General features: G+C 70.7%; 21 protein-coding genes and 1 pseudogene. 7 read left to right on the top strand and 15 right to left on the bottom strand.

Annotated elements, in window-relative coordinates:
* Positions 1-25 precede the first annotated feature (25 nt).
* Genes OO60_RS08760 through OO60_RS08750 form a run of 4 tightly spaced genes read right to left on the bottom strand, consistent with a single transcriptional unit; the run spans position 26 to position 3,713 of the window.
* Complete coding sequence (locus OO60_RS08760; RefSeq protein ID WP_004562789.1) at positions 26-1,438, bottom strand: LCP family protein; 1,413 nt, start codon at positions 1,436-1,438, stop codon at positions 26-28.
* A gap of 48 nt (positions 1,439-1,486) precedes the next feature.
* Positions 1,487-2,239 (bottom strand): SDR family NAD(P)-dependent oxidoreductase, encoded by a 753-nt coding sequence (locus OO60_RS08755; protein ID WP_004562788.1) that lies wholly within the window; start codon positions 2,237-2,239, stop codon positions 1,487-1,489.
* Positions 2,236-2,364, bottom strand: coding sequence for an MFS transporter small subunit (locus tag OO60_RS48170; protein WP_004562787.1), 129 nt, complete (start codon positions 2,362-2,364; stop codon positions 2,236-2,238). Before OO60_RS48170 ends, OO60_RS08755 begins: the two co-directional genes overlap by 4 nt.
* Entirely contained in the window at positions 2,364-3,713 is a 1,350-nt protein-coding gene (locus tag OO60_RS08750; protein WP_004562786.1) for an L-lactate MFS transporter, read from the bottom strand. Before OO60_RS08750 ends, OO60_RS48170 begins: the two co-directional genes overlap by 1 nt.
* 102 nt (positions 3,714-3,815) lie before the next feature.
* Here OO60_RS08750 and fdhD point away from each other — a divergent pair, with 102 nt between their 5' ends.
* Positions 3,816-4,640, top strand: a complete 825-nt coding sequence (gene fdhD, locus OO60_RS08745; protein WP_004562785.1) for a formate dehydrogenase accessory sulfurtransferase FdhD — start codon at positions 3,816-3,818, stop codon at positions 4,638-4,640.
* A gap of 52 nt (positions 4,641-4,692) precedes the next feature.
* On the opposite strand, the gene OO60_RS08740 is transcribed toward fdhD, so the two are convergent.
* Complete coding sequence (locus OO60_RS08740) at positions 4,693-6,135, bottom strand: carotenoid oxygenase family protein (protein ID WP_004562784.1); 1,443 nt, start codon at positions 6,133-6,135, stop codon at positions 4,693-4,695.
* A 70-nt stretch (positions 6,136-6,205) separates the two neighbouring features.
* On the opposite strand from OO60_RS08740, the gene OO60_RS08735 reads away from it, so the two are divergent.
* Both OO60_RS08735 and OO60_RS08730 read left to right on the top strand, forming a co-directional pair.
* The gene (locus OO60_RS08735; RefSeq protein WP_004562783.1) at positions 6,206-6,913 is read left to right on the top strand and encodes a TetR/AcrR family transcriptional regulator; all 708 of its coding nucleotides are present in this window, start codon (positions 6,206-6,208) and stop codon (positions 6,911-6,913) included.
* 79 nt (positions 6,914-6,992) lie between these two features.
* Positions 6,993-7,946: an alpha/beta hydrolase gene (locus OO60_RS08730; protein ID WP_004562782.1), complete on the top strand. Its 954-nt coding sequence runs from the start codon at positions 6,993-6,995 to the stop codon at positions 7,944-7,946.
* 68 nt (positions 7,947-8,014) lie between these two features.
* On the opposite strand, the gene OO60_RS08725 is transcribed toward OO60_RS08730, so the two are convergent.
* The 7 genes from OO60_RS08725 to OO60_RS08695 all read right to left on the bottom strand — a co-directional run bounded on the left by OO60_RS08725 (position 8,015) and on the right by OO60_RS08695 (position 14,499).
* Positions 8,015-8,935, bottom strand: a complete 921-nt coding sequence (locus OO60_RS08725; protein ID WP_004562781.1) for a sensor histidine kinase — start codon at positions 8,933-8,935, stop codon at positions 8,015-8,017.
* 53 nt (positions 8,936-8,988) lie between these two features.
* On the bottom strand, positions 8,989-9,396 hold the full coding sequence (locus tag OO60_RS08720) for a hypothetical protein (RefSeq protein WP_033261160.1): 408 nt from the start codon (positions 9,394-9,396) through the stop codon (positions 8,989-8,991).
* 50 nt (positions 9,397-9,446) lie between these two features.
* A complete protein-coding gene (gene clpX, locus OO60_RS08715) occupies positions 9,447-10,742 on the bottom strand; it encodes an ATP-dependent Clp protease ATP-binding subunit ClpX (protein WP_004562779.1) in 1,296 nt (431 codons plus the stop codon).
* A 231-nt stretch (positions 10,743-10,973) separates the two neighbouring features.
* Positions 10,974-11,630 carry an ATP-dependent Clp protease proteolytic subunit gene (locus OO60_RS08710; protein ID WP_004562778.1) on the bottom strand — a complete coding sequence of 219 codons (657 nt, stop codon included), beginning with the start codon at positions 11,628-11,630 and terminating at the stop codon, positions 10,974-10,976.
* Positions 11,631-11,655: 25 nt separating this feature from the next.
* Positions 11,656-12,261, bottom strand: a complete 606-nt coding sequence (locus tag OO60_RS08705) for a ClpP family protease (RefSeq protein WP_004562777.1) — start codon at positions 12,259-12,261, stop codon at positions 11,656-11,658.
* Positions 12,262-12,399: 138 nt separating this feature from the next.
* Positions 12,400-13,779, bottom strand: a complete 1,380-nt coding sequence (gene tig, locus OO60_RS08700; RefSeq protein WP_004562776.1) for a trigger factor — start codon at positions 13,777-13,779, stop codon at positions 12,400-12,402.
* A 129-nt stretch (positions 13,780-13,908) separates the two neighbouring features.
* Positions 13,909-14,499: a TetR/AcrR family transcriptional regulator gene (locus OO60_RS08695; RefSeq protein WP_004562775.1), complete on the bottom strand. Its 591-nt coding sequence runs from the start codon at positions 14,497-14,499 to the stop codon at positions 13,909-13,911.
* A gap of 138 nt (positions 14,500-14,637) precedes the next feature.
* Between OO60_RS08695 and OO60_RS08690 the strand changes: the two genes are divergently transcribed.
* A complete protein-coding gene (locus tag OO60_RS08690) occupies positions 14,638-16,734 on the top strand; it encodes a fatty acid desaturase (protein ID WP_004562774.1) in 2,097 nt (698 codons plus the stop codon).
* A gap of 35 nt (positions 16,735-16,769) precedes the next feature.
* On the opposite strand, the gene OO60_RS08685 is transcribed toward OO60_RS08690, so the two are convergent.
* Positions 16,770-17,345: a hypothetical protein gene (locus tag OO60_RS08685; protein WP_033261159.1), complete on the bottom strand. Its 576-nt coding sequence runs from the start codon at positions 17,343-17,345 to the stop codon at positions 16,770-16,772.
* 188 nt (positions 17,346-17,533) lie between these two features.
* Between OO60_RS08685 and OO60_RS08680 the strand changes: the two genes are divergently transcribed.
* The 3 genes and pseudogenes from OO60_RS08680 to OO60_RS47725 form a co-directional block, all read left to right on the top strand.
* Positions 17,534-19,069, top strand: coding sequence for a sensor histidine kinase (locus tag OO60_RS08680; protein ID WP_033261158.1), 1,536 nt, complete (start codon positions 17,534-17,536; stop codon positions 19,067-19,069).
* A gap of 4 nt (positions 19,070-19,073) precedes the next feature.
* Complete coding sequence (locus OO60_RS08675; RefSeq protein ID WP_051767659.1) at positions 19,074-20,924, top strand: ArnT family glycosyltransferase; 1,851 nt, start codon at positions 19,074-19,076, stop codon at positions 20,922-20,924.
* A 42-nt stretch (positions 20,925-20,966) separates the two neighbouring features.
* A pseudogene (locus OO60_RS47725) lies at positions 20,967-21,380 on the top strand (GNAT family N-acetyltransferase); the annotation flags it as partial.
* 31 nt (positions 21,381-21,411) lie between these two features.
* On the opposite strand, the gene OO60_RS47720 reads toward OO60_RS47725, so the two are convergent.
* The gene (locus OO60_RS47720) at positions 21,412-22,671 is read right to left on the bottom strand and encodes a hypothetical protein (RefSeq protein ID WP_003081599.1); all 1,260 of its coding nucleotides are present in this window, start codon (positions 22,669-22,671) and stop codon (positions 21,412-21,414) included.
* Positions 22,671-23,726 (bottom strand): helix-turn-helix domain-containing protein, encoded by a 1,056-nt coding sequence (locus OO60_RS08665; protein ID WP_033261157.1) that lies wholly within the window; start codon positions 23,724-23,726, stop codon positions 22,671-22,673. The genes OO60_RS47720 and OO60_RS08665 overlap by 1 nt, the downstream gene beginning before the upstream one ends.
* Positions 23,727-23,880 lie beyond the last annotated feature (154 nt).

Genomic DNA, 23,880 nt, shown 5'->3' with positions numbered 1-23,880 from the left:
TCGAAATCCGGTTGCCCGGTGTCGATCAATAAACGCAGACGACCCCGCTCGAGGTGATCGTCTCGTCCCCGCCGGGTGCGCCGCCGCCCCCGGTCGCGCCGGGACCGGAGTAGACCGTCCCGAGGACGACCTCGACGTGCCCGGCCGGGACCGCCGCGGACTCCTGCGTCGCCAGCCCACCCAGCAGCTGCGCCACTTCGGCGCCGCGCTCGGCGAGGCCGGGCCCGAACCGGACCACCGACGTCCGCCGAGCGGCGGTGTTGCCGGTGGTGCCCGGGGTGAACCCCTTGTCCTTGAGAACGCCCGCGACGCGGGCCGCGAGCCCCTCCTTCGGGCCCGCGTTGGCCACGTCGACGGTGACCGGGGCACCCGGCCGGCCCGACGGCACCGGCGGCGGGGTCCCGATCAGGCTCGCCGCGAAGGCCTTGACCGCGGCCGGGTCGACCTGCACCGCCGTCAAGCGCGGATCACTCTTGCTGTAGCGGTAGTCGACGTTCCCGACCGGGATCGTCGCGAACTGGATCCCGCCGCCGCTGACCCCGCGCATCTGGGCGACGAAGTCGAGGAGGTTCCACGAGGCGTCCAGCACCACCGAGCGCTTCACGGCGTCGATCAGGTCCGAGAGCTTGCCGGGGTCGGCCAGCGTGCCCGCCGACAGCACCTGCCGGGCCAGCCCGGCGAGGAACACCTGCTGCCGCCGGACGCGGGCGAGGTCGGTGCCCGGGAGGCCGTCGCGCTGCCGGACGAAGGCGAGCGCGTCGGCGCCGGCAATGCGCTGCTCCCCGGCCGGGAAGTCGGCACCCGAGTTCTTGTCCTTGGTGGCTTCCTTGAGGCAGACGTCGACGCCGCCGACGGCCTTGCTGATCTCGTAGAAGCTGAGCAGGTTGACCTCGGCGAAGTGGTCGATCTTCACCCCGGTGAGGTCCTCGACGGCCTGCCGCGTCGCACGCCGCCCGGCGGTCAGGGCGCCCTGCTCGATCTTGGCCTTGTCGGTCTCGCCCGCGTTGCGCAGCCGCCGCGCCTCCGCGGCCTTCCCGCGCCCGAACGCGGCGTTGATCTTGTCCTTGCCGCCGCCCGGCATCGACACGTAGCTGTCCCGCGGGATGGAGAACGCCTTGACCTCCTTGGTGCCGTTCGGGATGCGCAGCACGATCAGGGTGTCGGTGAGGTCGTCGCCGTTGGGCCCGACCCGCAGCTCGCGCAGGACGTCCGGGGGCAGCGGCTTGCCCTGCTGGTCGGCGCGGGAGTCCCGGCCGACCAGCAGGATGTCGAGCGAACCGTCGGCCGGCTGTTCACCCGGCCGGGTCCCGCCGTCGGCGTCGATGACGCTGTCCCGCGTCACCTCGTCGAGGGCCTGGAGGTTCGCGTAGCCGTACGCCGTGCCGCCGAGGACGACCAGGGCCAGCCCGGCGACGGCGATCTTCCCCAGAACATGCACGCCCCCTCGACGCACGGGCACCGGGCTCCGCTGCACGGGTGACCGGTGTCACATCCGCAGGTGCGACGCTCCGTTGAGGTCGAGGATCGCGCCGGAGGCCCAGGTCGCGTCGGCGGAAGCCAGGTACACCACGGCCGCTGCGACCTCGCCGGGCGTGCCGACCCGGCCGAACGGGCTCTGCGCGCGCAGGGCGTCGTCGATCCGGTCCGCCACGCGCTCGGTCGCGGTGAAGCCGGGCGCCACCGACGTGACGGAGATCCCGTGCGGCGCGAGGGAGACGGCGAGCGACTGGCCGAAGGCGTGCAGCGCGGCCTTGCTGGCGCCGTAGGCCGGGTGGTCCGGCTCGCCCTTGAAGGCTCCGCGCGACCCGATGTTGACGATCCGGCCCGGCGCGCCGCGCCCGATCAGGTGCCGCGCCACGCAGTAGCTGAGGTTCGCCGCGCCCACGAGATTGACGTCGAGGGTGCGCCGCCAGATCCGCTGCCAGTCCGCATAGGACACCGCGGCGACCGGGTGCGCGGTGTCCGGCGACGTCGCGACGGCGGCGTTGTTGACCAGGACGTCGACCCCGCCGAGCCCGGCCTCGGCCGCGTCGGCGATGCGCCGCGCGGCCTCGGGATCGGCGAGGTCGCCGCTGATCAGCAGGTGCCCTTCGCCGGGAAGCGCCTTCAGCGTCTCCTCGGCGTCGGCGACCCGGTGTCCATAGTGGACGGCCACCCGGTCGCCGCGCGCCGCGAAGGCCGTGGCCACGGCGCGCCCGATGCCGCGGGACGCGCCGGTGACCAGGACTCCCCGGCTCATCCGAACAGCTGCACGAGCTTCAGGAACAGCTGGTAGACGCCGTAGCCGAAGGGGATCACCACCCACGCCCAGGCCAGCACGATCAGCGGCACCCGGCTGGGCTTCGTCGTCGTCGGCTCGCTCATCACGCCTCACTCCCGACGGCCTCGGGGGCCGGCTCGTGGAACTTCTCCTTGACCGGGCGCACCAGCTCGTTGGCCACGAAGCCGGCCACGAGCAGGCCGATCATGATGTAGAACGACGTCGTGTACAGGTCGGGGCCGGACTTGCCCGCCGCCTTCTCGCTGTCGGCGATGCGGTTGACGATCAGCGGGCCGAGCACCCCCGCCACCGACCACGCGGTGAGCAGCCGGCCGTGGATCGCGCCCACCTGGTAGGTGCCGAACAGGTCCTTCAGGTACGCCGGGACGGTCGCGAACCCGCCGCCGTAGAACGACAGGATCACCATGGCGCACAGGATGAACACGAGCTTCGACGAGTTCTGCGTCAGCGCGATCACCAGGTACAGCAGCGCGCCGATGCCGAGGTAGGTGCGGTAGATGTTCTTGCGGCCGACCAGGTCCGAAGTGGACGACCAGACGAACCGGCCGAGCATGTTGCACAGCGACAGCAGGGCGACGAACCCGGCCGCCGCGGCCGTGCCGACCGGCGTCGAGGTGTTCTTGAAGAAGTCGACGATCATCGGGGACGCCTTCTCCAGGATCCCGATGCCCGCGGTCACGTTGAAGCACAGGACCACCCACAGGCACCAGAACTGCGGCGTCTTGATCGCGTTGGCCGCCGAGACATTAGCCGTGCTGATCATCGCCCGGCCGTGGTCGGTCTTCGGCTCCCAGCCCGCCGGCTTCCAGTCGTCGGCCGGCACCCGCACGAGCAGCCAGCCCATCGACATGAACACCGCGTAGACGATCCCGTGGATGAGGAACGCCGTCGCGATGGTGCCCGTCGTCGGCGCGGTGCCCAGCATCGAGGACGACCACGGCGAAGCGATCAGCGCGCCGCCGCCGAAGCCCATGATCGCGATCCCGGTGGCCATGCCCGGCCGGTCCGGGAACCACTTGATCAGCGTCGACACCGGCGAGATGTAGCCGATCCCGAGCCCGACCCCGCCGATGCCGCCGTAGCCGACCACGACGAGCCAGAACTGCCCGGTCGCCACGCCGAGCGCGGAAACGAGGAATCCGCTGGCGAAGCAGCACATCGACACGAACATCGCCCAGCGCGGGCCGTTGCGCTCGACGAGGGTGCCGCCGAACGCGGCCGACAGGCCGAGCATGACGATGCCGAGCTGGAACGGCAGCGAGCTCTGCGTGCCGTTGAGGTGCATCGTCTTCTCGAGCGGGGTCTTGAAGACGCTCCACGCGTAGGCCTGCCCGATCGACAGGTGCACCGACAGGGCCGCCGGCGGCACCAGCCAGCGCGTCCAGCCGGGAGGTGCCACGATCCGGGATCGGTCCAGGAAGCCGAGAGCCATCGGTTCCCTCCGTAATCTGGGGATGATGGTGGGAATGTATTACTAAATCACCGGTGTTGCACCATACGAGTGTCAAACTTCCGGGCAGGGAAAGGTGTGCCGATGGGCAGGGTGATCGTGCGCAGGCCGGTGCGGCGGATCTCCGCGACCGGGGACCGGCGCCGCCCCGACGCGCTGGCGGCCGAAGAGCCCCTGGAGCTGCGGGTCGGCGGCCGGGCGCTGGCGGTCACCATGCGCACGCCCGGGCACGACGTCGAGCTGGCCCACGGCTTCCTGCTGTCCGAAGGCGTGATCGGCGGCCGCGAGGACATCGCCGTCGCCCGCTACTGCGACGGCGTCGACGACCAGGGCCGCAACACCTACAACGTGCTGGACATCGCGCTGGCCGACGGCGTGCCGCCGCCGGACACCGGCGTCGAGCGCAACTTCTACACCACCTCTTCGTGTGGTGTCTGCGGCAAGGCCGCGCTCGACGCGGTCAAGCTCCGCACCCGCTTCTCCCCCGCTACGGCGGCGTTCTCGGTGAAGAGCGAGACGCTGGCCGGGTTGCCGGACGCCCTGCGCGCCCGGCAGAAGGTGTTCGCCAGCACGGGCGGCCTCCACGCGGCGGCCCTGTTCACCCCGGACGGTTCGCTCGCCACCGTCCGGGAGGACGTCGGCCGGCACAACGCGGTCGACAAGGTCCTCGGCTGGGCGGTCCTCGAGGGCCGGGTGCCGGCGCCCGGGTACGGCCTGCTGGTGTCCGGGCGCGCCTCGTTCGAGCTGGTGCAGAAGGCCGCGATGGCCGGGATCGGGCTGCTGGCCGCGGTGTCCGCGCCGTCGTCGCTGGCGGTGGAGCTGGCCGAGGAGAACGGCATGACGCTGGTCGGCTTCCTGCGCGGCGACTCGATGAACCTCTACACCGGCGACCACCGCATCCTGACCTAGCTCGCCGCCGGTGCTCGTGAGTGGTAAGGCGAGTTAGAACTCGCCTTACCACTCACGAGGCGGAGGCGACCCAGTTGCCGTGGAAGCCGTTCGGCACGCGGTCGGGCAGGTGGACCGCCGCCACCGTCTCCAGCGTGCCCGCGTCCAGGACGGTCAGGTCGCTGCGCCGGGTCGCCGGGTCGAACACGAAGCCCAGCAGAACCCCGTCGTCCTCCGCCGCGTCTTCGTGGCAGGGGACGAACACGAATTCGCCGGGCTGCCGTCCCGCGCCGAACGCGCGCTCGGCACGGGCACCCGTCTGGAAGTCGTGCTTGTACAGCGAGCCGCCGGGCTCCGCGCCGCCGTCGGCCGACATCGCGTAGCCGTAGCGGTGGCGGCGGCCGACCAGGCGCTCGTCGACGCGCGGGAACTCCTGGCCGCGGTCGTCGAGCCGCTCCTCCAGGACCTTGCCCGCGGCCAGGTCGACGGTCCAGCGGTCCAGCGTCGGGCCGCCTTCGCCGGGGCCGTGCAGCTCGGTGTCGAACATCTTCGGGTGGCGGACGACGTCGAGCACGATGCTGTCGCCGTCGTCGTAGGCGTTGAGCGGGTGGAAGACGTAGCACGGCTCGACCTCGAACCAGCGGACGTCGCCGTTGCCGCCCTCACGCGGCATGACGCCGATCCGGGCCGGGTACTTCGGGTTCCAGCGGTAGGGCAGGCCGCCGTTCGCGCCGATCTTGCGGGCCATCATCGCGGTCACCGGGTCCGGCACGCGGACCTTGCCGACCATGGCCGACACGACCAGCTTCGCCGGCGTCCGCAGCGCGTTCGGCACGCTGGCCGCGACCGCCATCTCGGCGTCGAAGGTGACCGGCAGGTCGTAGAACACGACGTGGTTCTCGGTCAGCGAGAAGTCGTGCATCATCGGCGACCCGGTGACCTCGACGTCGACCGTGCGGCGGGCGCGGCCTTCGACGTCGATCACCGAGTACTGGACCTTGTTCCCCATGCCGAAGAAGTACGAGACGGCGTGCAGTTCGCCGGTGCGCGGGTCGCGCTTGGGGTGGGCGGTGTAGCCGCCGGGCAGGGTGCCGTCGAAGTCGCAGCGGCCGACGGTGCCGAGCTCGTCGGTCAGCTCGTAGATCGGCGCGCCCGCCTCGACCAGGGCGAGGGTCTTGCCGGCGTGGCCGATGACGTTGGTGTTGGCGCCGAGCGCGTCCAGCCCGCAGAACCGGCTCGCGTCCTCGCCGTTCAGCGCCGCCGCGACGGCCGGGTTGCGGACCCAGCGGTTGCGGTACCACTCGGCCTTGCCGTCGCGCAGGCGGACGCCGTGGACCATGCCGTCGCCCATGAACCAGTGGTAGGCCGCCGGGTCGACCTCGGACAGCGGGTTGGGGCCGTTGCGCAGGTAGCGGCCGTCGAGGAAGTCGGGGATGTGCCCGGTGACGTCGAGATCGGTGATCGTGTGCTCCCGGCTGACCGGAGCGAAGTTTCCCTCGAGGAACTTGTTGCCCATGTGACCCCTCCACGGTTTCATAACTCGGTTATGGAACCAGGTATAACAGGGTTATGGGATACTGGCAAGCATGAGCCCGAAACCGCGCGCGACCGACGTCAAGGCCCGGCTCGTGGAAGCCGCCATCCGGCTGCTCGACGAGAGCGGTCCCGAAGCCCTGCAGGCCCGCAAGCTGGCCGCGGAGGTCGGCGTCTCGACGATGGCGGTGTACACGCACTTCGGCGGCATGGCCGCGCTGGTCGACGAGGTCGCGCGGGCCGGGTTCGTGCGGCTGTCGGAGTGGCTGGCGCAGGTCGGCGAGTCCGACGACCCGGTCGCGGACATCTTCAGCCTGGCCCGCACCTACCGGCAGGCGGTCGCCGAGCAGCCGCAGCTGTTCGCGGTGACGTTCGGCCAGTCCGCCCCCGGCGGCAAGCGGGCGACACTGTCCGACGTGACCACGGCGGAAGGCCGCGAAGCCGCCCAGGAGGGGCTGGAGGCGTTCGCCCCCATCGTCCGGGCCACCGAGCGGGCGATCGAGGCGGGCCGGTTCCGGCCCGCGGACGAGTACCAGGCCGCCGCCCAGCTGTGGAGCGCGCTGCACGGCTTCGTCACGCTGGAGGCGTCCGGCCACTTCGGCCCCGCCGAACAGGGCATAGACCACATTTTGCTCCCCCTCGGGATCACCATGGCGGTGGGTCTCGGGGACACTGTGGACCGGGCGCGGCGCTCGGCCGAGGCGGCGAAGGCGGCTTGGCGAGCGCGGACCGGAAACACCGGGCAGGGTGGTAACGATTGACCCGGTGAACAGGGGCGCGAGGGAACGCGGAGCGGCTGCGCGGCGTCTCTGATTACGGGGGCAGGGGGATGGAGACAGGGTGAACGAGGAAAACGAGGCCGGGGAGCCGGCCGGGACGGTCGCCGAGGCGGTCCAGGGCGCCCGGCGGTGGCTGAGCCGCCGGTCGGTGCTGATCGCGGGCGCGTCCGGGCTGGCCGTGACCGGCCTGGCCGTCGGCACGGCGACCGGCAAGCTGCCGTTCAGCCCGGCCCTGCAGCGCACGCTCGGCGTGACGTCGTCGAACCCGACGACCCAGCTGGGCAGCACCCGCGTCGAGCGCGTGTACTCCGCCGCGCGCGGCCGGATGGTCGACCTGGTGTTCATCCTGCCGTCGAAGACCCCGCCGAAGGGGCTGCCGATGTCGCTGGTGCTGCACGGCCTGCACGGCAACGCCCGCAGCGCGGCCCCGACCGGCACGCTCAAGCAGCTGGCCAGCGACGTCGCCCGCAAGGCGGTCCCGGCGTTCGGCTTCGTGGCCGTCGACGGCGGCGACAACTACTGGCACGAGGTCCACCCCGGCGACGACCCGATGGCGATGCTGCTGGAGGAGGTCCCGCAGTGGCTGCGGGCCCGCGGCTTCGCCGGCCCGACGGGGCAGCCGTTCGCCGCCACCGGCGTGTCGATGGGCGGGTTCGGCGCACTGGTGTACACGCGCCGCCGGGTCGAGCGGCGCCAGCCGCCCGCCGCGGTCGCGACGCTGGCCCCGGCCCTGATCACGTCGTGGCCGGAGATGGCCAAGCGGCACATCTTCACCGGCATCCAGGACTGGACGGCCCTGGACCCGCTGCGCCACATCGACGAGACCAAGGGCGTGCCCAACGGCATCTGGTGCGGCACGGAGGACTCGTTCATCACGGGCGTCCGCCGCTACATCGAGGAGGCCCACCCGGCGGTCGCGCACACCGCGCACGGCAAGCACGGCGACCCGTTCAACCGCACGGTGGTGCCCAGCTTGATCAGCTTCCTCGGCAAGCACGTCCCCCGCGCCGACTGACCCAGCCCTGCCGCCGCCCTCGTGAGTGGTAAGGCGGGTTCTAACCCGCCTTACCACTCACGAGCGGTTCAGCGGGTGAAGTGGATGCGGGTGATCGTGCGGCCCGGGATCCAGTACGTGCGGACCAGGTCGGCCAGGCGGTTGACCAGCAGGAGGCCGCGGCCGCCGAGGGTCGTCGCCGGTGGGGGGATGCGGCCGGCCAGTGGCTCGGTGATCGTGCCCGTGTCGGTCACCTCGCCGATCACCTGGGCCGGCTCCGCCCACAGGCGCAGCACGCCGGTGCCGCCGCCGTAGAGCACGCTGTTCGTGGTCAGCTCGGCGATCGCCAGCGCGAAGTCGTCGCGGCGGGGGCGGCGCAGACCGTGCCGGGCGGCCCAGATCTCCGCGAAGCCGCGCAACGACGCCAGCTGCCCGAGGTCGAACCCGCGCTCCACCGCGCCCGGTGGCGGTTCGAGGGGGCGGGTGAAGTCCGCGAGCACGCCGTCGGGGTTGAAGCGGGCGCTGCGGAACGGCCCGGCCAGGCCCCACAGCTCCGGGTGCGTCCGCTCGGCGTCGGCCAGGACCGGCGGCGGCAGTTCCCCGACGTCGTACGGGCAGAGCACCGCCAGGTCGCGCCCCGCGAAGGCGTGGTTGACCAGGGCCTCGTGCACCACGCACGCCGGGTACTCCGAGCCCGAGCGGCCGGCCCAGATCGGCTCGGCCACGATGCGCACCGGGCCCGGGTGCGCGCCGGCGAAGGCGTGCAGCACCGACGGCAGGATCGCGCCGGGATTGCGGCCCGCCCGCTCCATGTCGATCAGCCGGACCGCGTCCGCCCGGCCGGCCAGGGCTTTCTCGATCAGCCGCAGGTTGGGCCCGGGAACGGCGACGGCCGCGGGCTCACCCCGGTCGAGACCCTCACACAGATACGGAATGACACCAGCCAGGAACTCGGTGTCACCACGGTAGAAGAACGCGGGATGCCGGAACGGTCTGAGGGCATCTACCACGGGAGCTGCTTACCCCACCGGCGCCGGACTCAAACCCTCCGGACGGCGGCAAGTCACTCCACCCAGCGGCCGACCACCGAGATCAGCCAGAACCCCACCAGGGTCGCGAGGGCGAACAACAGGATCCAGTTGACCAGCTGACGCCGTCCGGTGACACCGCGGGCCTGCCGCAGCGCGAACCCCGCGACGACGAACAACGGCACCGGGATCAGCGGCAACGGCGACAGCCGGGACACCACGGCCACGACGCAGGTGCCGGTGAACACGGCCAGCACGCCCATGAGCACGCGGTCCAGCCGCGGGTACCGGTCGAAGACGGACGCGATCACGCGTTCGCTCAGCTCGCGGAACCCGAGGACGGGCCCCGCGGCGGGCTCGTCGGGTACCGGGGCCGGCGGTGGCGGCGCCTGCACGCCACCACCGGGAGCGGCCCCGGAACCCGGGAGGGAGTCAGCAGTCATTCAGCTTTCCTGTCGGGTCTCCGGCCCGGGCGGCCCGGAGACGCCCGGCGTCAGGCCGACTTCTCGCCGCGCTCGCTGCGCGCGCGCCGCGTCGGCTGCCGGGCGACGATCGTCGGGTTCACGTTCTCCCGGACGGTCTGCTCGGTGATGACGACCTTCGCCACGTCGTCGCGGCTCGGGATGTCGTACATCACCGGCTGGAGCACTTCTTCCATGATCGCCCGCAGGCCGCGAGCGCCGGTGCCGCGCAGAACCGCCTGGTCGGCGATGGCCTCGAGCGCGGTCTTGGTGAACTCGAGCTCGACGTTGTCCATCTCGAAGAGCTTCTTGTACTGCTTCACCAGGGCGTTGCGCGGCTGGGTCAGGATGTTGACCAGCGAGTCCTTGTCCAGGTGGTTCACCGTCGCCACGACCGGGAGCCGGCCGATGAACTCCGGGATCAGCCCGAACTTGATCAGGTCCTCGGGCATGGTGTCGGAGAAGACGTCGCTCTCCTCGATCTCGGACTTGGTGCGGATCTCCGCGCCGAAGCCGAGGCCGCGCTTGCCGACCCGCTCGTTGATGATCTTCTCCAGCCCGGCGAACGCGCCGGCCACGATGAACAGCACGTTCGTCGTGTCGATCTGGATGAACTCCTGGTGCGGGTGCTTGCGGCCGCCCTGCGGCGGGACCGAGGCGGTGGTGCCTTCGAGGATCTTCAGCAGCGCCTGCTGGACGCCCTCGCCGGAGACGTCCCGGGTGATCGACGGGTTCTCGCTCTTGCGGGCGATCTTGTCGACCTCGTCGATGTAGATGATCCCGGTCTCGGCCCGCTTGACGTCGTAGTCCGCCGCCTGGATGAGCTTGAGCAGGATGTTCTCGACGTCCTCGCCGACGTAGCCCGCCTCGGTCAGCGCCGTGGCGTCCGCGATGGCGAACGGCACGTTCAGCAGCTTCGCGAGCGTCTGCGCCAGGTAGGTCTTGCCGCACCCGGTGGGACCGAGCATCAGGATGTTCGACTTGGCGAGCTCGACCGACTCCTCCTTGGAGTCCTTCGGCCCGGCCTTGTCGTCTGCCTGGATCCGCTTGTAGTGGTTGTAGACCGCTACCGCGAGGGTCCGCTTGGCGTCTTCCTGCCCGATGATGTACTGCTCGAGGAACTCGTGGATGTCGGCGGGCTTGGGCAGCTCGTCGAGCTTGACGTCGCCGGCCTCGGCCAGCTCCTCCTCGATGATCTCATTGCAGAGGTCGATGCACTCATCGCAGATGTAGACCCCGGGGCCGGCAATGAGCTTCTTCACCTGCTTCTGGCTCTTCCCGCAGAAAGAACACTTCAGCAGGTCTCCGCCGTCACCGATCCGTGCCATGGCCGTTGACCTCGTCCCCTCCGGCGCGGGTTTCCGCGCCTGACGTGTGTTGCGACGGTGCGACCCGGCCGGTCACGCCGGACCGGGCGGAGCCTCACGCATTGCCACTGACGGTACCCGTCCGATGCCGCGGGCGGGAACACCCACGAACTCCGGCAGCACGTCAGAGGACGACCCTAAACCAGGATGCCGGTGTGTGTCGTCTTCTCGACACACACCGGCCTGGCGGATCTACAGAGCCGACGCCTTACGGTACGGCAGCACCTCGTCGATGATGCCGTACGCCTTGGCCTCCTCGGCGGTCAGGATCTTGTCCCGCTCGATGTCGGTCTTGATCTGGTCCGGGTCCTTGTTCGTGTGCTTGGCCAGGATGACCTCCATCTGGCGCCGCACCCGCTGGATCTCGTTCGCCTGGATCTCCAGGTCGGAGACCTGGCCGTAGGTGCCCTCGGTGGCCGGCTGGTGGATCAGCACGCGCGAGTTCGGCAGCGCGTAGCGCTTGCCCGGCGTGCCGGCCGACAGCAGCACCGCGGCGGCCGAAGCGGCCTGGCCGAGGCAGTACGTCTGGATGTCCGGGCGGACGAACTGCATCGTGTCGTAGATCGCCATCAGCGAGGTGAACGAGCCACCCGGCGAGTTGATGTAGATCAGGATGTCGCGGTCCGGGTCCTCGTGCTCGAGGTGCAGCAGCTGGGCCATCACGTCGTTGGCCGACGCGTCGTCCACCTGCACGCCGAGGAAGATGACCCGCTCTTCGTACAGCTTGTTGTACGGGTTCGACTCCTTGACGCCGTAGCTGGTGCGCTCGACGTAGGAGGGCAGGATGTACCGCGACTGGGGGATGTTCGGTGCCCGGAAGTCGTCACCCGGGAGCCTGAAGTTGCTCATCGAAAGTCTCCTTGGTGCTTCGGGCTCAGCGCGAGCCCGGGCGGGCGATGTCGGCGGTGAGGACGTGGTCCACGAAGCCGTAGTCCTTCGCCTCCTGCGCGGTGAACCAGCGGTCGCGGTCGCCGTCCTTGATGATCTGCTCGACCGTCTGGCCGGTCTGGTCCGCGGTGATCTGGGCCAGCTCGCGCTTCCACTTGTTGAACAGGTCCGCCTGGATGGCGATGTCCGACGCGGTGCCGCCGACGCCGGCCGACGGCTGGTGCATCAGGATGCGCGCGTGCGGGAGGGCGTACCGCTTGCCCGGCGTGCCCGAGGACAGCAGGAACTGCCCCATCGAGGCCGCCATGCCCATCGCGTAGGTCGCCACGTCCGGGCGGATCAGCTGCATGGTGTCGTAGATGGCGAACCCGGCGGTGACCGAACCACCCGGCGAGTTGATGTAGAAGCGGATGTCGGACTCGGCGTCGTCGGCGTCGAGCAGCAACAGCTGCGCGGTGATCCGGTTGGCGACCTCGTCGTTGACCTCGGAACCGAGGACGACGATGCGCTCCTGGAGCAACCGCTCGAACACCGAGTCGGTGAGGTTGAGCCCTGCGGTGCCGGTCCGCGCCTCGGGCGTGTGCTGCGTCACGTCTGCCTGCCTTTTCGCCGGCGGCGGCCCGGTGCTGACGGCCGCCGCTGTCGTTTCAGATGCTTGAGATCTTGTATCCGACCCTAACGAACTCGGGCGGTGCAGAATGCCTGACACCGCCCAAGTTCGCTCACAGCTTCACTCCGCCGGAGTCTTCGCCGCCTCGTCGGTGACCTGCGTCTCCTCGGTTGCCAGCTCGTCGCTGCCGAACAGCTCCGAAAGGTCGACCTCGGCACCCGAACCGTCGGTCACGGTCGTCTTGCGGACGACCGAGGCGAGGGCCTTGCCGCGCCGCACGTCGGCGTAGATCGCGGTCAGCTGGCCGGACTGCTGGGCGCGCTGGACGTACTCGTCCGGGCTGATCCCGAAGCGCTGGGCCTGGTAGATGATCCGCTCGGTGAGCTCGCCGTCGTTGACCGACACCTCGTCCCGGTCGGCGATGGTGTCCAGCAGCAGCTGCGTGCGGACGGCCTTCTCCGACTCGGTGCGGGTCTCCGCGTCGAACTCCTCGAGCGTGCGGCCCTCGGCCTCGAGGGCCTTCGCGAACTGGGCCTCGTCGTGGTCGAACGGGTGGATCGCGTCGTGCTTGCGGTTCTCGATCTCGGCGTCGAGGACCTTCTCCGGGATCGGCACCTCGGTGCGCTCCAGGAGCTCGTCGAGCACCTTGTCGCGGGCCTGGACACCCTGCTGCATCTTCTTGACGCGGCCGAGCCGCTCGCGCAGGTCGTTCTTCAGCTCTTCGATCGTGTCGAACTCGCTGGCCATCTGGGCGAACTCGTCGTCGGCCTCGGGCAGCTCGCGGGTCTTGACCGACTGGACGGTCACGGTCACCTCGGCGTCCTTGCCGGCGTGCTCCCCGGCGACGAGCTGGGTGGTGAACGTCTTGGTCTCGCCGGCGGTCGCGCCCACGATGGCCTCGTCGATGCCGTCGACGAGCTGGCCGGAGCCGATCTCGTAGGACAGCCCGGTGGTGCTCGCCTCCTCGACGGTCTCGCCGTCGACGGTCGCGGACAGGTCGATCGAGACGAAGTCGCCGTTCTCGGCCGGGCGCTCGACGCCGGTCAGCGTGCCGAAGCGGGCGCGCAGCTCGTCGAGCTGCTCGTCGACCTCCGCGTCGGTCAGCTCGACGTCGTCGACGGTGATCGCGAAGCCGTCCAGGTCGGGCAGCTCGATCTCCGGGCGCACGTCGACCTCGGCGGTGAACTCGAGCACGTCGCGGTCCTCGAGCTTGGTCACGTCGAACTCGGGGTTGCCGAGCGTGCGGACCTCGTTGGCGCGGACGGCCTCGATGTACTTGGCCGGGATGGCCTCGTTGACGACCTCGTCGAGCACCGGGCCGCGCCCGATCCGGCTTTCCAGGACGCGAGCGGGCGCCTTGCCGGGCCGGAAGCCCGGGATGCGCACCTGCTGGGCGATCTTGCGGTAGGCGCGGTCGAAGTTCGGCTTGAGCTCGTCGAACGGCACCTCGACATTGATCTTGACTCGCGTCGGGCTGAGCTGCTCGACGGTGCTCTTCAAGGTCTTCTCCTCGAGCGGTAACGATTGTGGTGGACAATCCGGCGGAAATGGCCCCGCCTGGCGTGCAGGCCGGGACGTCCGAGTCTAGGCCAGTGGCCTCCGCCACCGGGCCGGGGGCCACCTGCGCGGTCAGGCGCCCAGCATCCGGCCGATCACCCAGCGCATCTGGCCGCTCGCGTGCGCCACCGACCCGCTGGGCTGCACGAGGTGCGACAGCAGCAGCCGGACGAAGGCCTCGACCGCGACCGTCCACTCCGAGAGGCTCAGCCCGACCTCCGGGTAGCTCCGCGCGAACAGGGCCGCCACGGTGTCGACCGAGCGCTCCAGCACGCCCTCGGGCCGGGTGGTGAGCAGCGGGAGGAAGTCGTCGCGGCCACCCTTCGGGCAGCCGAGCGCGACCAGCAGCAGCGGGTTGGCCCTCGCCGCTTCGAGCGTCTCGCGGAAAGCGGCGGTGACGCCGTCGACCGCGCGGCCGGGGTGGGCGGCGGCGACCTCGGTCAGCCGCTCGGCGAACCGCTCGGTTTCCCGCAGCAGCAACGCCTCGGCCAGCTCGGCCTTGGAGCCGAGTTCGTTGTAGACGGTCTGCCTGCTGACGCCGACGTGCGCGGCCAGCTTGCCCATCGTCACGGCGGCCCAGCCGTCGCCGGCGACGAGCTCGGCGGCCGCGTCCAGCAGCCGGTCCCGGGTGCGTGCCGGGGCGGGAGGGGTGACGGCCTTCACAAGGGCAGCTTACCTGCCGCTTGCGTTCGGCTGGCCCAGACCTTTTTTCGGAGCCTGGCACGTCGTTTACAAATGACGGCGCGTTGTCTACGGTGACTCCCGCCTCGCCAGGAGCTTCTCGACCGAGGAGACCGCTCGATGCCCGTCGTCGATACCCCGCCGCGCGGCTCCCGGACGTCCGGATCCCCGCCGTCGCCGCCCGGCCGCCGCCCGGTGCCCTCGCCCCGGATCCCGTTGCCGCGCCTGTCGGTCCCGACGCTCCTGTTGTTCGCCGGCGGCGTCGCGCTGTGGGTCACCGCGACCTGGCTGCTGCTGGCCGGGATCGCGCCGCCGGTGTTCACCGTGCCGCTGCACGCGATCGTCACCTTCACGATGTTCACCGTGGTGCACGAATCGGCCCACCACGCCGCAGGGAAGCTGACATGGGTCAACGAGCTGCTCGGCCGGCTGGCGATGCCGTTCGTCGCCGCGTACGCGTCGTTTCCGCTGCTGCGATTCGTCCACAGTGAACACCACCGCAACACGAACGCGGACTCGCACACCGATCCGGACGCGTGGACGTCGCAGGGATCCTGGTGGTCGCTGCCGTTCCGCTGGCTCACCATCGACTTCTGGTACGCGCACTTCTACACCTCCCGCGCGCGCAGCAGGCCCGCGCCGGAGCGGGCGGAGTCGATCGTGCTGCTGTCGCTGGCGTTCGCCGCCGCCGCGCTCCTGGTCGCCTGCGGCCACGGCACCGAGCTGCTGCTGGGGTACGTGCTGCCGCAGCGGATCGGGCTGGCCGTGCTCGCGTGGTGGTTCGACTGGCTGCCCCACCACGGCCTGCCCGCGGCGAAACCGCGGGACAAGTTCGGCACCACGCGGGTGCGGGTGGGGCTGGAGTGGCTGATGACGCCGATGATGCTGTTCCAGAACTACCACCTGGTGCACCACCTGCACCCCGCCGTGCCGTTCTACCGCTACCTGCGGGCGTGGCGCGACAACCGGGACGCCTACCTGGCCCGCGACGTCCCGATCATCACGGCGTGGGGCCGGGAGCTGACCCCGGCGGAGTACCGCGCGTGGCGGCGGCTGGCCGACGGCCTCGGCGACCAGGACCCGGGTCCCGAACCGCCGCAGCTCGGGCCGAGCCGGTTCCACCGGCTGCGGGTGCGGGAGGTCCGGCCGCTGACCGCGGACGCCGTCGCGATCACCTTCGACGTCCCGCCGCCGCTGGCACCGGAGTTCCGCTTCACCGCAGGCCAGCACGTGGCCGTCCGCGCGGTGGTCGACGGCCACCCGGTGCGGCGGACGTACTCGATCTGCGCGCCGGCGGACTCCGGCGAGCTGCGGATCGCGGTGAAGCGGCGGGCCGGCGGCGCCTTCTCCGGCTTCGCGACCACGACGCTGGCCGCGGGCGACCACCTCGACGTGCTGCCGCCGTCGGGCGCCTTCACGCACGTCCCGAACCCGGCGCGGACCGCGCACTACGTCGCGCTGGCGGCGGGCAGCGGGATCACGCCGGTGCTGTCCATCCTGGTCAGCACGCTCACCGCGGAGCCGCACAGCCGGGCGACGCTGCTCTACGTCAACACCTCGGGCGCGACGACGCTGTTCGCGCCGGAGCTCACCGCGCTCGCCGAGGGGTTCGGCGGGCGGCTGCACGTCGTCCACTACCGCACCGACGAGCGCGACCCGGACCTGCACGCGCACCGGCCGCGGCACTTCGACACGGTCGGCGAGGCGCTCGCCATCTCGCACGAGCGCTACCAGCGCGGGCGGCTCGACGGGACGCGGCTGCGCGCGCTGCTGCAGAACCGCCTGCACCCGGCGAAGGTCGACGAGTGGTTCCTGTGCGGGCCGCGCGGCCTCCTGGACATGGCCCGGCGCACCCTGGCCGACGCGGACGTCCCGGAGGAGAACGTCCACTTCGAACTGTTCCGCGGCGCGGCGCCCCCGAGCGACCCGGCCGGCGCGGCGGCGACGGTGGCGGTGACGCTGGGCGGCGCGACGACGTGCGTGCCGGCCGAGGCGGGTGAGACGGTCCTGGACGCGGCCCTGCGGGCGGGCTTCGAGGTGCCGTACTCGTGCACCGGCGGCGCGTGCGGCACGTGCCGGGCGACGCTGGTGCACGGCCAGGTCGACATGGACGTCCGCTACGCGCTGACCGAGGACGACGTCGCGGCGAACCGGATCCTGACCTGCCGCTCCCGGGCGACGACCCCGGAGGTCGCGGTCGACTACGACCGCCGCTGACCTCCGGGCCGCCGGGACCGGCCGGGTCAGCCGGGTCAGCCGGTCCTGGTCGGGGCGCCCGAGGGCGGGGTGCCCTGGCCGCCGCCCGGGCCCTGGCCCTGGCCTTGGCCGCCCGACTCGCCGTCCGTCACCGACGTCGCCGTCGCCGTGCTGCCGGACTCCGTGGCCACCACCGTGACCGTGTCGCCCGTGGCCAGGCCGGTCGCCTGGGCCGACGTGATCGTGTACGTCTTCGAGAACCCGTCGTCGCTCTTGGCGGTCAGGGACGTCGCGCTCAGCTCCGTCACCTCGCCCGTCTGCATGATCTTCGTGACGTAGCCGCCGTTGCCGTCGGACGCCACGTACTCGCCGTGCAGCGCCCCGCCCAGACCGCCGCCCGGCATTCCACCGGGACCGCCCATCGCCCCGCCCGGGCCGGCCTGCGCGTCGGTGGCCGCCGAGGAGGACGAAGCGGCCCAGACCGCCGCTCCCCCGCCGGCCACGATCACCGCCGCGACGGCACCCGCCGCGACCTTTCTCCCCGGCGACCAGGCCGGCTTCGGGGCCTGGCCCGGTGCCGGCGCCGCGCCCCACGTCTGGTCCGGAGTGGACGGTGCCTGCGGTGTGGTCATGTGCTGCTCCTTCACGAGATCCTTCGGTGCGATCCACGGTGGAGCCGTTCGCTGTGCGCGGACTGTGCCCGCCGTCAGCCGTTCCTGTGACCGGAGGAACCGGACATCCCGTCCCGGGCCGGTCACCGCACAGCCGCCTCACAGGCAGCACACAACCCGCACACACGGCGCGGACGGACGCTGAACCCATGGCCGCGCGAACCGTTCCAGCACGCCCCCGCCGGGGGCGGCTCTCGCTGCGCGCGAAGCTGACCGGCTCGATGGTCGTGCTGCTCACCGTGGTGTGCCTGCTCGTCGGCGTGGTCAGCGAGTTCGCGCTCGACCTGTTCCTCACCCGCCAGATCGACCAGCAGCTCTCAGCCGCGGCGAACCGCTCGCTGGTCTTCGCGAGCAACACCCGGCCGCCGGACGGCGGGCCGCCGCCGCAGCAGCAGGGCGCGCACCCGCTCGGGCAGAACGTCGGCACGGTCAGCGCCACCTTCTCGGGGCAGGTGCTCGTCCACGACGACAGCATCGCCGAGCACGGCGGCCGGCTGTACCTCACCGCGGACCAGCAGGCGCTGATGCTCTCCGTGCCGGCCGACGGCAAGCCGCACACGATGTCCTTCGCCGACCTCGGCGAGTACCGGCTGATGGCGCTGCCGGTCGCCGGCACGTCCGACGTGGTGGTGACCGGCCTGCCGATGAAGCCGGTCACCGACACGCTGCTCACCGTCGGGCTGATCCTGTTCGGCGTCGCCGCGGCGGGCGTGCTCGGCGTGGCCTTCCTCGGCGCGTTCGCGGTCCGCCGCACGCTGCGCCCGCTCGACCGCGTCGCGGCCACCGCGGGGCGCGTCACCGAGCTGCCGCTCGACCGCGGCCAGGTGGCGCTGTCCATCCGGGTCCCGGAGGGCGACACCGACCCGCGGACCGAGGTCGGCCAGGTCGGCTCGGCACTGAACCTGATGCTGGGCCACGTCGCCCAGGCCCTCGAAGCGCGCCACGACAGCGAAATCCGGGTCCGGCAGTTCGTCGCGGACGCCAGCCACGAGCTGCGCACGCCACTGGCCGCCATCCGCGGGTACGCCGAGCTGGCCGCCCGCGGCAGCGCGCTGGTGCCGCCGGACGTCGCGCACTCGATGGGCCGGATCCAGTCCGAAGCCGTCCGGATGTCGTCGCTGGTCGAGGACCTGCTGCTGCTCGCGCGGCTCGACGCGGGCCGTCCCCTCGACGTGCGCGAGGTCGACCTGACCCGCCTGGTCGCCGACGCGGTCGGCGACGCCCGGGTCGCCGGGCGCGAGCACCGGTGGCTCCTGGAACTGCCCCCGGAGCCGGTGCTCGTGCTCGGCGACGTCCAGCGCCTGCACCAGGTGCTGGCGAACCTGCTGGCCAACGCCCGCACGCACACCCCGCCCGGCACGGCGGTGGTGACGGCGCTCGCCCGCTCCGCGGACGGCAGCGCCGTGCTCACGGTGACCGACAACGGCCCCGGCATCGCACCGGACCTGCTGCCGGACGTCTTCGAGCGCTTCGCGCGCGGCGACTCGTCGCGCTCCCGCAACGCCGGCAGCACCGGGCTCGGGATGGCGATCGCGTCCGCCGTCGTCGTCGCCCACCACGGCACGATCGAGGTGCACAGCCGGCCCGGCCGGACGGAGTTCGCGGTGCGCCTGCCCGTGGCCGTGCCCGCACAGCGCGTGCACAGCATCGGCACAACGCTGCCCCAGCTGGGCACCGGAAGCTGATCACATGACCGCTCTGGCGTCCCGCGACACCGTGACAACCCCCGTACTCCCGGCCCGCCGTTCCTGGTACTCACCGCTGCTGGCCGTCCTCCTGCTCGGCACCGCCGTGCTCTACCTGTGGGGGCTCGGCGCCTCCGGCTGGGCGAACGCGTTCTACTCCGCGGCGGCCCAGGCGGGCTCGCAGAGCTGGAAGGCGCTGTTCTTCGGCTCCAGCGACGCGGCCAACGCCATCACGGTCGACAAGACCCCGGCCGCGCTGTGGGTGATGGGGCTGTCGGCGCGGCTGTTCGGCGTGAACGCGTGGAGCATCCTGGTGCCGCAGGCGCTGATGGGCGTGGGCTCGGTCTGGCTGCTGTCGGCGGCCGTCCGCCGCTCGTCCGGCCCGGCGGCCGGGCTCCTCGCGGGCCTGGTGCTGGCCCTGACCCCGGCCGCCGCGCTGATGTTCCGGTTCAACAACCCGGACGCGCTGCTCGTGCTCCTGTTGGTGGCGGGCGCTTATTGCGTCGTCCGGGCCTGCGAGAAGGCGAGCCCGCGCTGGCTCGCGCTGGCCGGTGCCGCGGTCGGCTTCGGCTTCCTGGCGAAGATGCTGCAGGCGTTCCTGGTGCTGCCCGCGTTCGCCGTCGCCTACCTCGTCGCCGCGCCGGTGTCGCTGGGCAAACGACTGCTGCACCTGCTGGGCGCGCTGGTCTCGACGCTGCTGGCGGCGGGCTGGTACCTGGTGGTCGTGGCGCTGTGGCCGGCGGCGTCGCGCCCCTACATCGGCGGGTCCCAGACGAACTCGCTGTGGGAGCTGGTGTTCGGCTACAACGGCTTCGGCCGCATCACCGGCGACGAGGTGGGCAGCGTCGGCGGCGGCGGGGGCCGCGGCTGGGGGTCGACCGGCCTGACCAGGCTGTTCGGCAGCGAGATGGCGGGCGGCATCGCCTGGCTGCTGCCGGCGGCGCTGCTGGCGCTGGGCGCGGGCCTGTGGTTCACCCGCCGCGCCCCGCGCACGGACGCGGCCCGGGCGGCACTGCTCCTGTGGGGCGGCTGGCTGCTGGTGACGGCCCTGGTGTTCAGCTACATGGGCGGCATCATCCACCCGTACTACACGGTGGCACTGGCCCCGGCGGTGGGCGCGCTGACCGGCACGGCGGCGGTCCAGTTGTGGCGGATGCGAGCCCACCCGGCGGCGTCGGGTCTGCTCAGCGGCGGCGTGGCGTTGACAGCGTTGACGGCGTACCTGCTGCTGGGTTCGTCCTGGCAGCCGTGGCTGGCCCCGACGGTCCTGGTGGGCGGCCTGCTGGCCGCGGTGGCGCTGTTCTTCGCGGCCCACCTGACCCGCTGGGCGGCCTCGTTCGTGGCCATCTTTTCGCTGGTGGTCCTGCTTTCGGGTACGGGCGCTTACACGCTAGCCACGGCATCGACACCCCACAGCGGCGCAATCCCCTCGGCCGGCCCGACGTCCGGCTTCGGCGGCCGCGGCGGCTTCGGCGGTCCCGGCGGCCCGGGCTCGCTGCTTTCGACGACGCTGCCCGGCGAATCGCTCACGGCGTTGCTGAAGCAGGAGGCATCCCGGTACACCTGGACGGCCGCCACGGTGCTGTCGAACGCGGCGGCGGGTTACCAGCTGGCGAGCGGGGCACCGGTGCTGGCGGTGGGCGGGTTCAACGGAACGGACCCGTACCCGACGCTGGCCCAGTTCCAGCAGTACGTGGCGAACGGACGGATCCACTACTTCCTGGGCGAGGGCATGACGATGCGGGGCTCGACCGGCTCGGACGCGGCCCAGCAGATCGCCGAGTGGGTGGCATCGCGGTATCAGGCGTCCACAGTGGACGGGGTAACGGTCTACGATCTCACCACGGCCGTGTGACCGACGAAAGTTCCCTGGCCCGCACCTGCCTTGTTTGGCAAAATGATGTGGCCCCGGCGAACAGGAGTGCCTGCTGTGACCGAGCCCGATCTCAGGCCGGCCCGCACAGACGACGTGAATCCGTTCGCGACGACCTTCGGCGACCGCCGATTCCTCACCGATCGGCTACATCGCCAGCGGAACGGCCTCGGTGTGCTGTTCGTCGCCTGGTTGGGCGACCGGCCGGCCGGAGATGTCTACCTGTGGCTGGAGCGGGCCGAGGAGGAGGCGATCCGTTGGCACCTGCCTGGCGTAGCGCTGCTGACGCATTTGGAGGTGGTTGGGGATTTGCGCAACCGTGGGCTGGGGAGTGCCCTAATCCATGCTGTCGAACGTTACCTCGTGGAGGAGGGACATGAGCGGGTCGCGTTGGCGGTCCGCACCGACAACGTTGGTGCGGCGCGCTTGTACCGCCGGTTGGGTTATTGGGACTGGGGCCACGGTGAGGTCATCTGCTACGCGCGGACGACCTTGCCTGACGGCCGGGTCCGGTCAGAAGCCGAATTCTGTCACGTTCTGGTGAAGCAACTGGGGCCGGTGCTGCCCGTGCAAAGGGGCGGAATTCGTCCGATCGAAGCTTCTCGCTCAAGGTGATCCCGGACTCGACGCCGCGGTGCACGAGGTGGTCGATGCCGAGGGTCACCAGGGCATCGTCGAGACCGAGCGACTCTCGGCGGATCGCCTTGGAGATCAACCTACGCCAGAGAACGGTGTCCGCTTGCCAGGCTTGCATGTACTGCACGCAGAGCTCGGGGCGGATGAGGTGGCTGCGCCCGATAGATGCCTTCAGCGCGGCGATCATCCGCCTCTTCTGGCCCGGTTCGATCCTGGACGCTGCAACCTGCCCGATCGTCGTACTGATGATTCGCCGCCGCTCTCCCAGGAATTCAGTCCAGTAGGCGTCGTCGGCGTCCACCAGGCCGTAACCGTTGTCGAGTAGGCCGTAGACCCCTTCGGCGAGGGTGTCTCCCAGCTCCTCACCACGAGCGCGCCGCGGATCCCGGAAAGGATCATAGTCGTACTGCAGCGCGGTCCCGGTGACAGCGGAGGGCCGAAGTCTTCGCCCGTCCAGGAGAAAAAACCAGTCTTCGTTGTAGATGTTGGGAAAGAACGAGCCGAATGCAGATTCGCCGACCACCATCGCGCCGCCGCCGATGAAGGTGTCTTGGGCGGCACCGATCGCCCGGAGCGCGTGACAGACGACCGAGTTGTCCGGCATACCGGCGTTCGCAAGGCCGACGACCGAAGATTTCTCCAGAAGACCGGCGGCCGCCCTGAGGTTGTCGACTTCCGGCAAGAGGATATCGTCGTCGAAGAAAAGGATTCGTTTCCAGCCCGCCAGTGCCGCGATCAGAAGGCCGAGGTTCCGCTTTCGACTGGTGTCGACGTTGCGATGAAACCTGCTGTGACGAAGGAGTTGATCAGTCGCAAACCGGGGAATGATGTTATCGGGCACTTTGCCGATATCCAGGGCCACAACCTCAACGCCGGCACGGGCCGCACGTGAGGCGGCGTGCTCGACATTGGCTCGCAAACTGCACAACAACAACAGGTGCGCACCGAGGCGCTTCGCCGCCTCGATGGCCTGATCCAGGTAGGCGGGCGGACGGCCGTTCGGCACGATTATCGCATCCAACTGCGCCCATGGCGCAAACTGGGCAGCCACGTATTTCAGCAGATGGCGATGCGAAAGCTGCTGGCTAGGCATTAGGCGTCAGCCTCGGGCCACTCGTGCAGCCGGTTGTCCTCAACGGTCCAATCGGGAGTCAGCCCTGACGAACCGGTAACGGGGATGCGACTGACGATGCTGAAGTTCTCCGCGCCGCTGAATCGTTCACGCAGGTACTCCCAGTTCCGATCACGGAAACGGCGGTCGGTCAGCGCCCGGACCGCACCATAGGTGCCACGGCCGTACATGCCATTGCACACGGTCACAGTGCGCTTCCGGTTGAACGGACTCACACATCGGTAGAAGAGCGCCACGTCCTCGAGGAGATGGCCGGCGCCGTCGAGCCGGGACCTGAAGAGGCGGGTCTCGCCGTCCTCCTCCACGGAGAAGCCGTTGTTCTCGGGTTCGTCGTCGCGGCTGACCTGCCTCACGGGAAGGCCGGTGCGCTGCATCACTTCCTTGGTCACGGGGTTCCAATCCACACCACCGAGCAGGATCAGGTGCGTCGTGTAGTCGTCCGTCAGCAGGTTCTCGGTGGTGCGGAACCGCACCTCGTTGTCGAGGTTCCGCGACCGGATGTGGCCGTGCAGTTCGATCAGCGCATCCAGATCGGCGTAGGTGTACAGGGACACGTAGTCGGCGTTCTCGGGATCCGCGTAAGTGAGGTTCCTCCGGTGCTCTTCCGGGAGCCGGGCACAGACGATCGTGATGTCCTCGTCGTCCCGGAACTGCCAGAAGTCCGGCCGGGCCGGCGCCGGCTCGGCGAGCTCGCCTTGATCGCGCAACGAGAGCAGCTCGGCCTGCAGTTCCTTGCGGCGGACTTCCTCGACGTCCGTCAGTTGCTCTACAGGCAGGAGACGGACGGTGTCACCCGCCACGGACCGACGGGTGGCGAACAAAGCTGCGTAGGCATTCAAGCGGTGGCTTGGCGGCACGACCGGCTTGTCGGCGTTCTCCCACGACGAGATGAGCGAGACGCTGAGTGGCTTCGACCCGCCGAGGGCCTGGCCCAGCTGAGCCTGGGTGATACCCGCCTCTTCCCTCAGCGCGCGCAGACGGCGTGCAAGCGCAGGCCGCGGCTCGGCTCGGGACATGACTGGCCACCCTTCGGGGAAGTTCAGTATAGTTCAGTAGAGGTAGGTAAGGGCAAAGACCCTACCCAACCTGCTCCGCCTTCCCCGGGCGCCACGCCGCAGTAGGGACTGAACCGTTATCACGTGCGCGAAATCCGCCTGGCACCAAACGGGT

It is taken from the genome of Amycolatopsis vancoresmycina (assembly GCF_000716785.1).
Classification (GTDB): domain Bacteria; phylum Actinomycetota; class Actinomycetes; order Mycobacteriales; family Pseudonocardiaceae; genus Amycolatopsis; species Amycolatopsis vancoresmycina.
The sequence above is the reverse complement of the archived record's forward strand: the minus strand, read 5'-3'. Positions and strand labels throughout refer to the sequence as shown.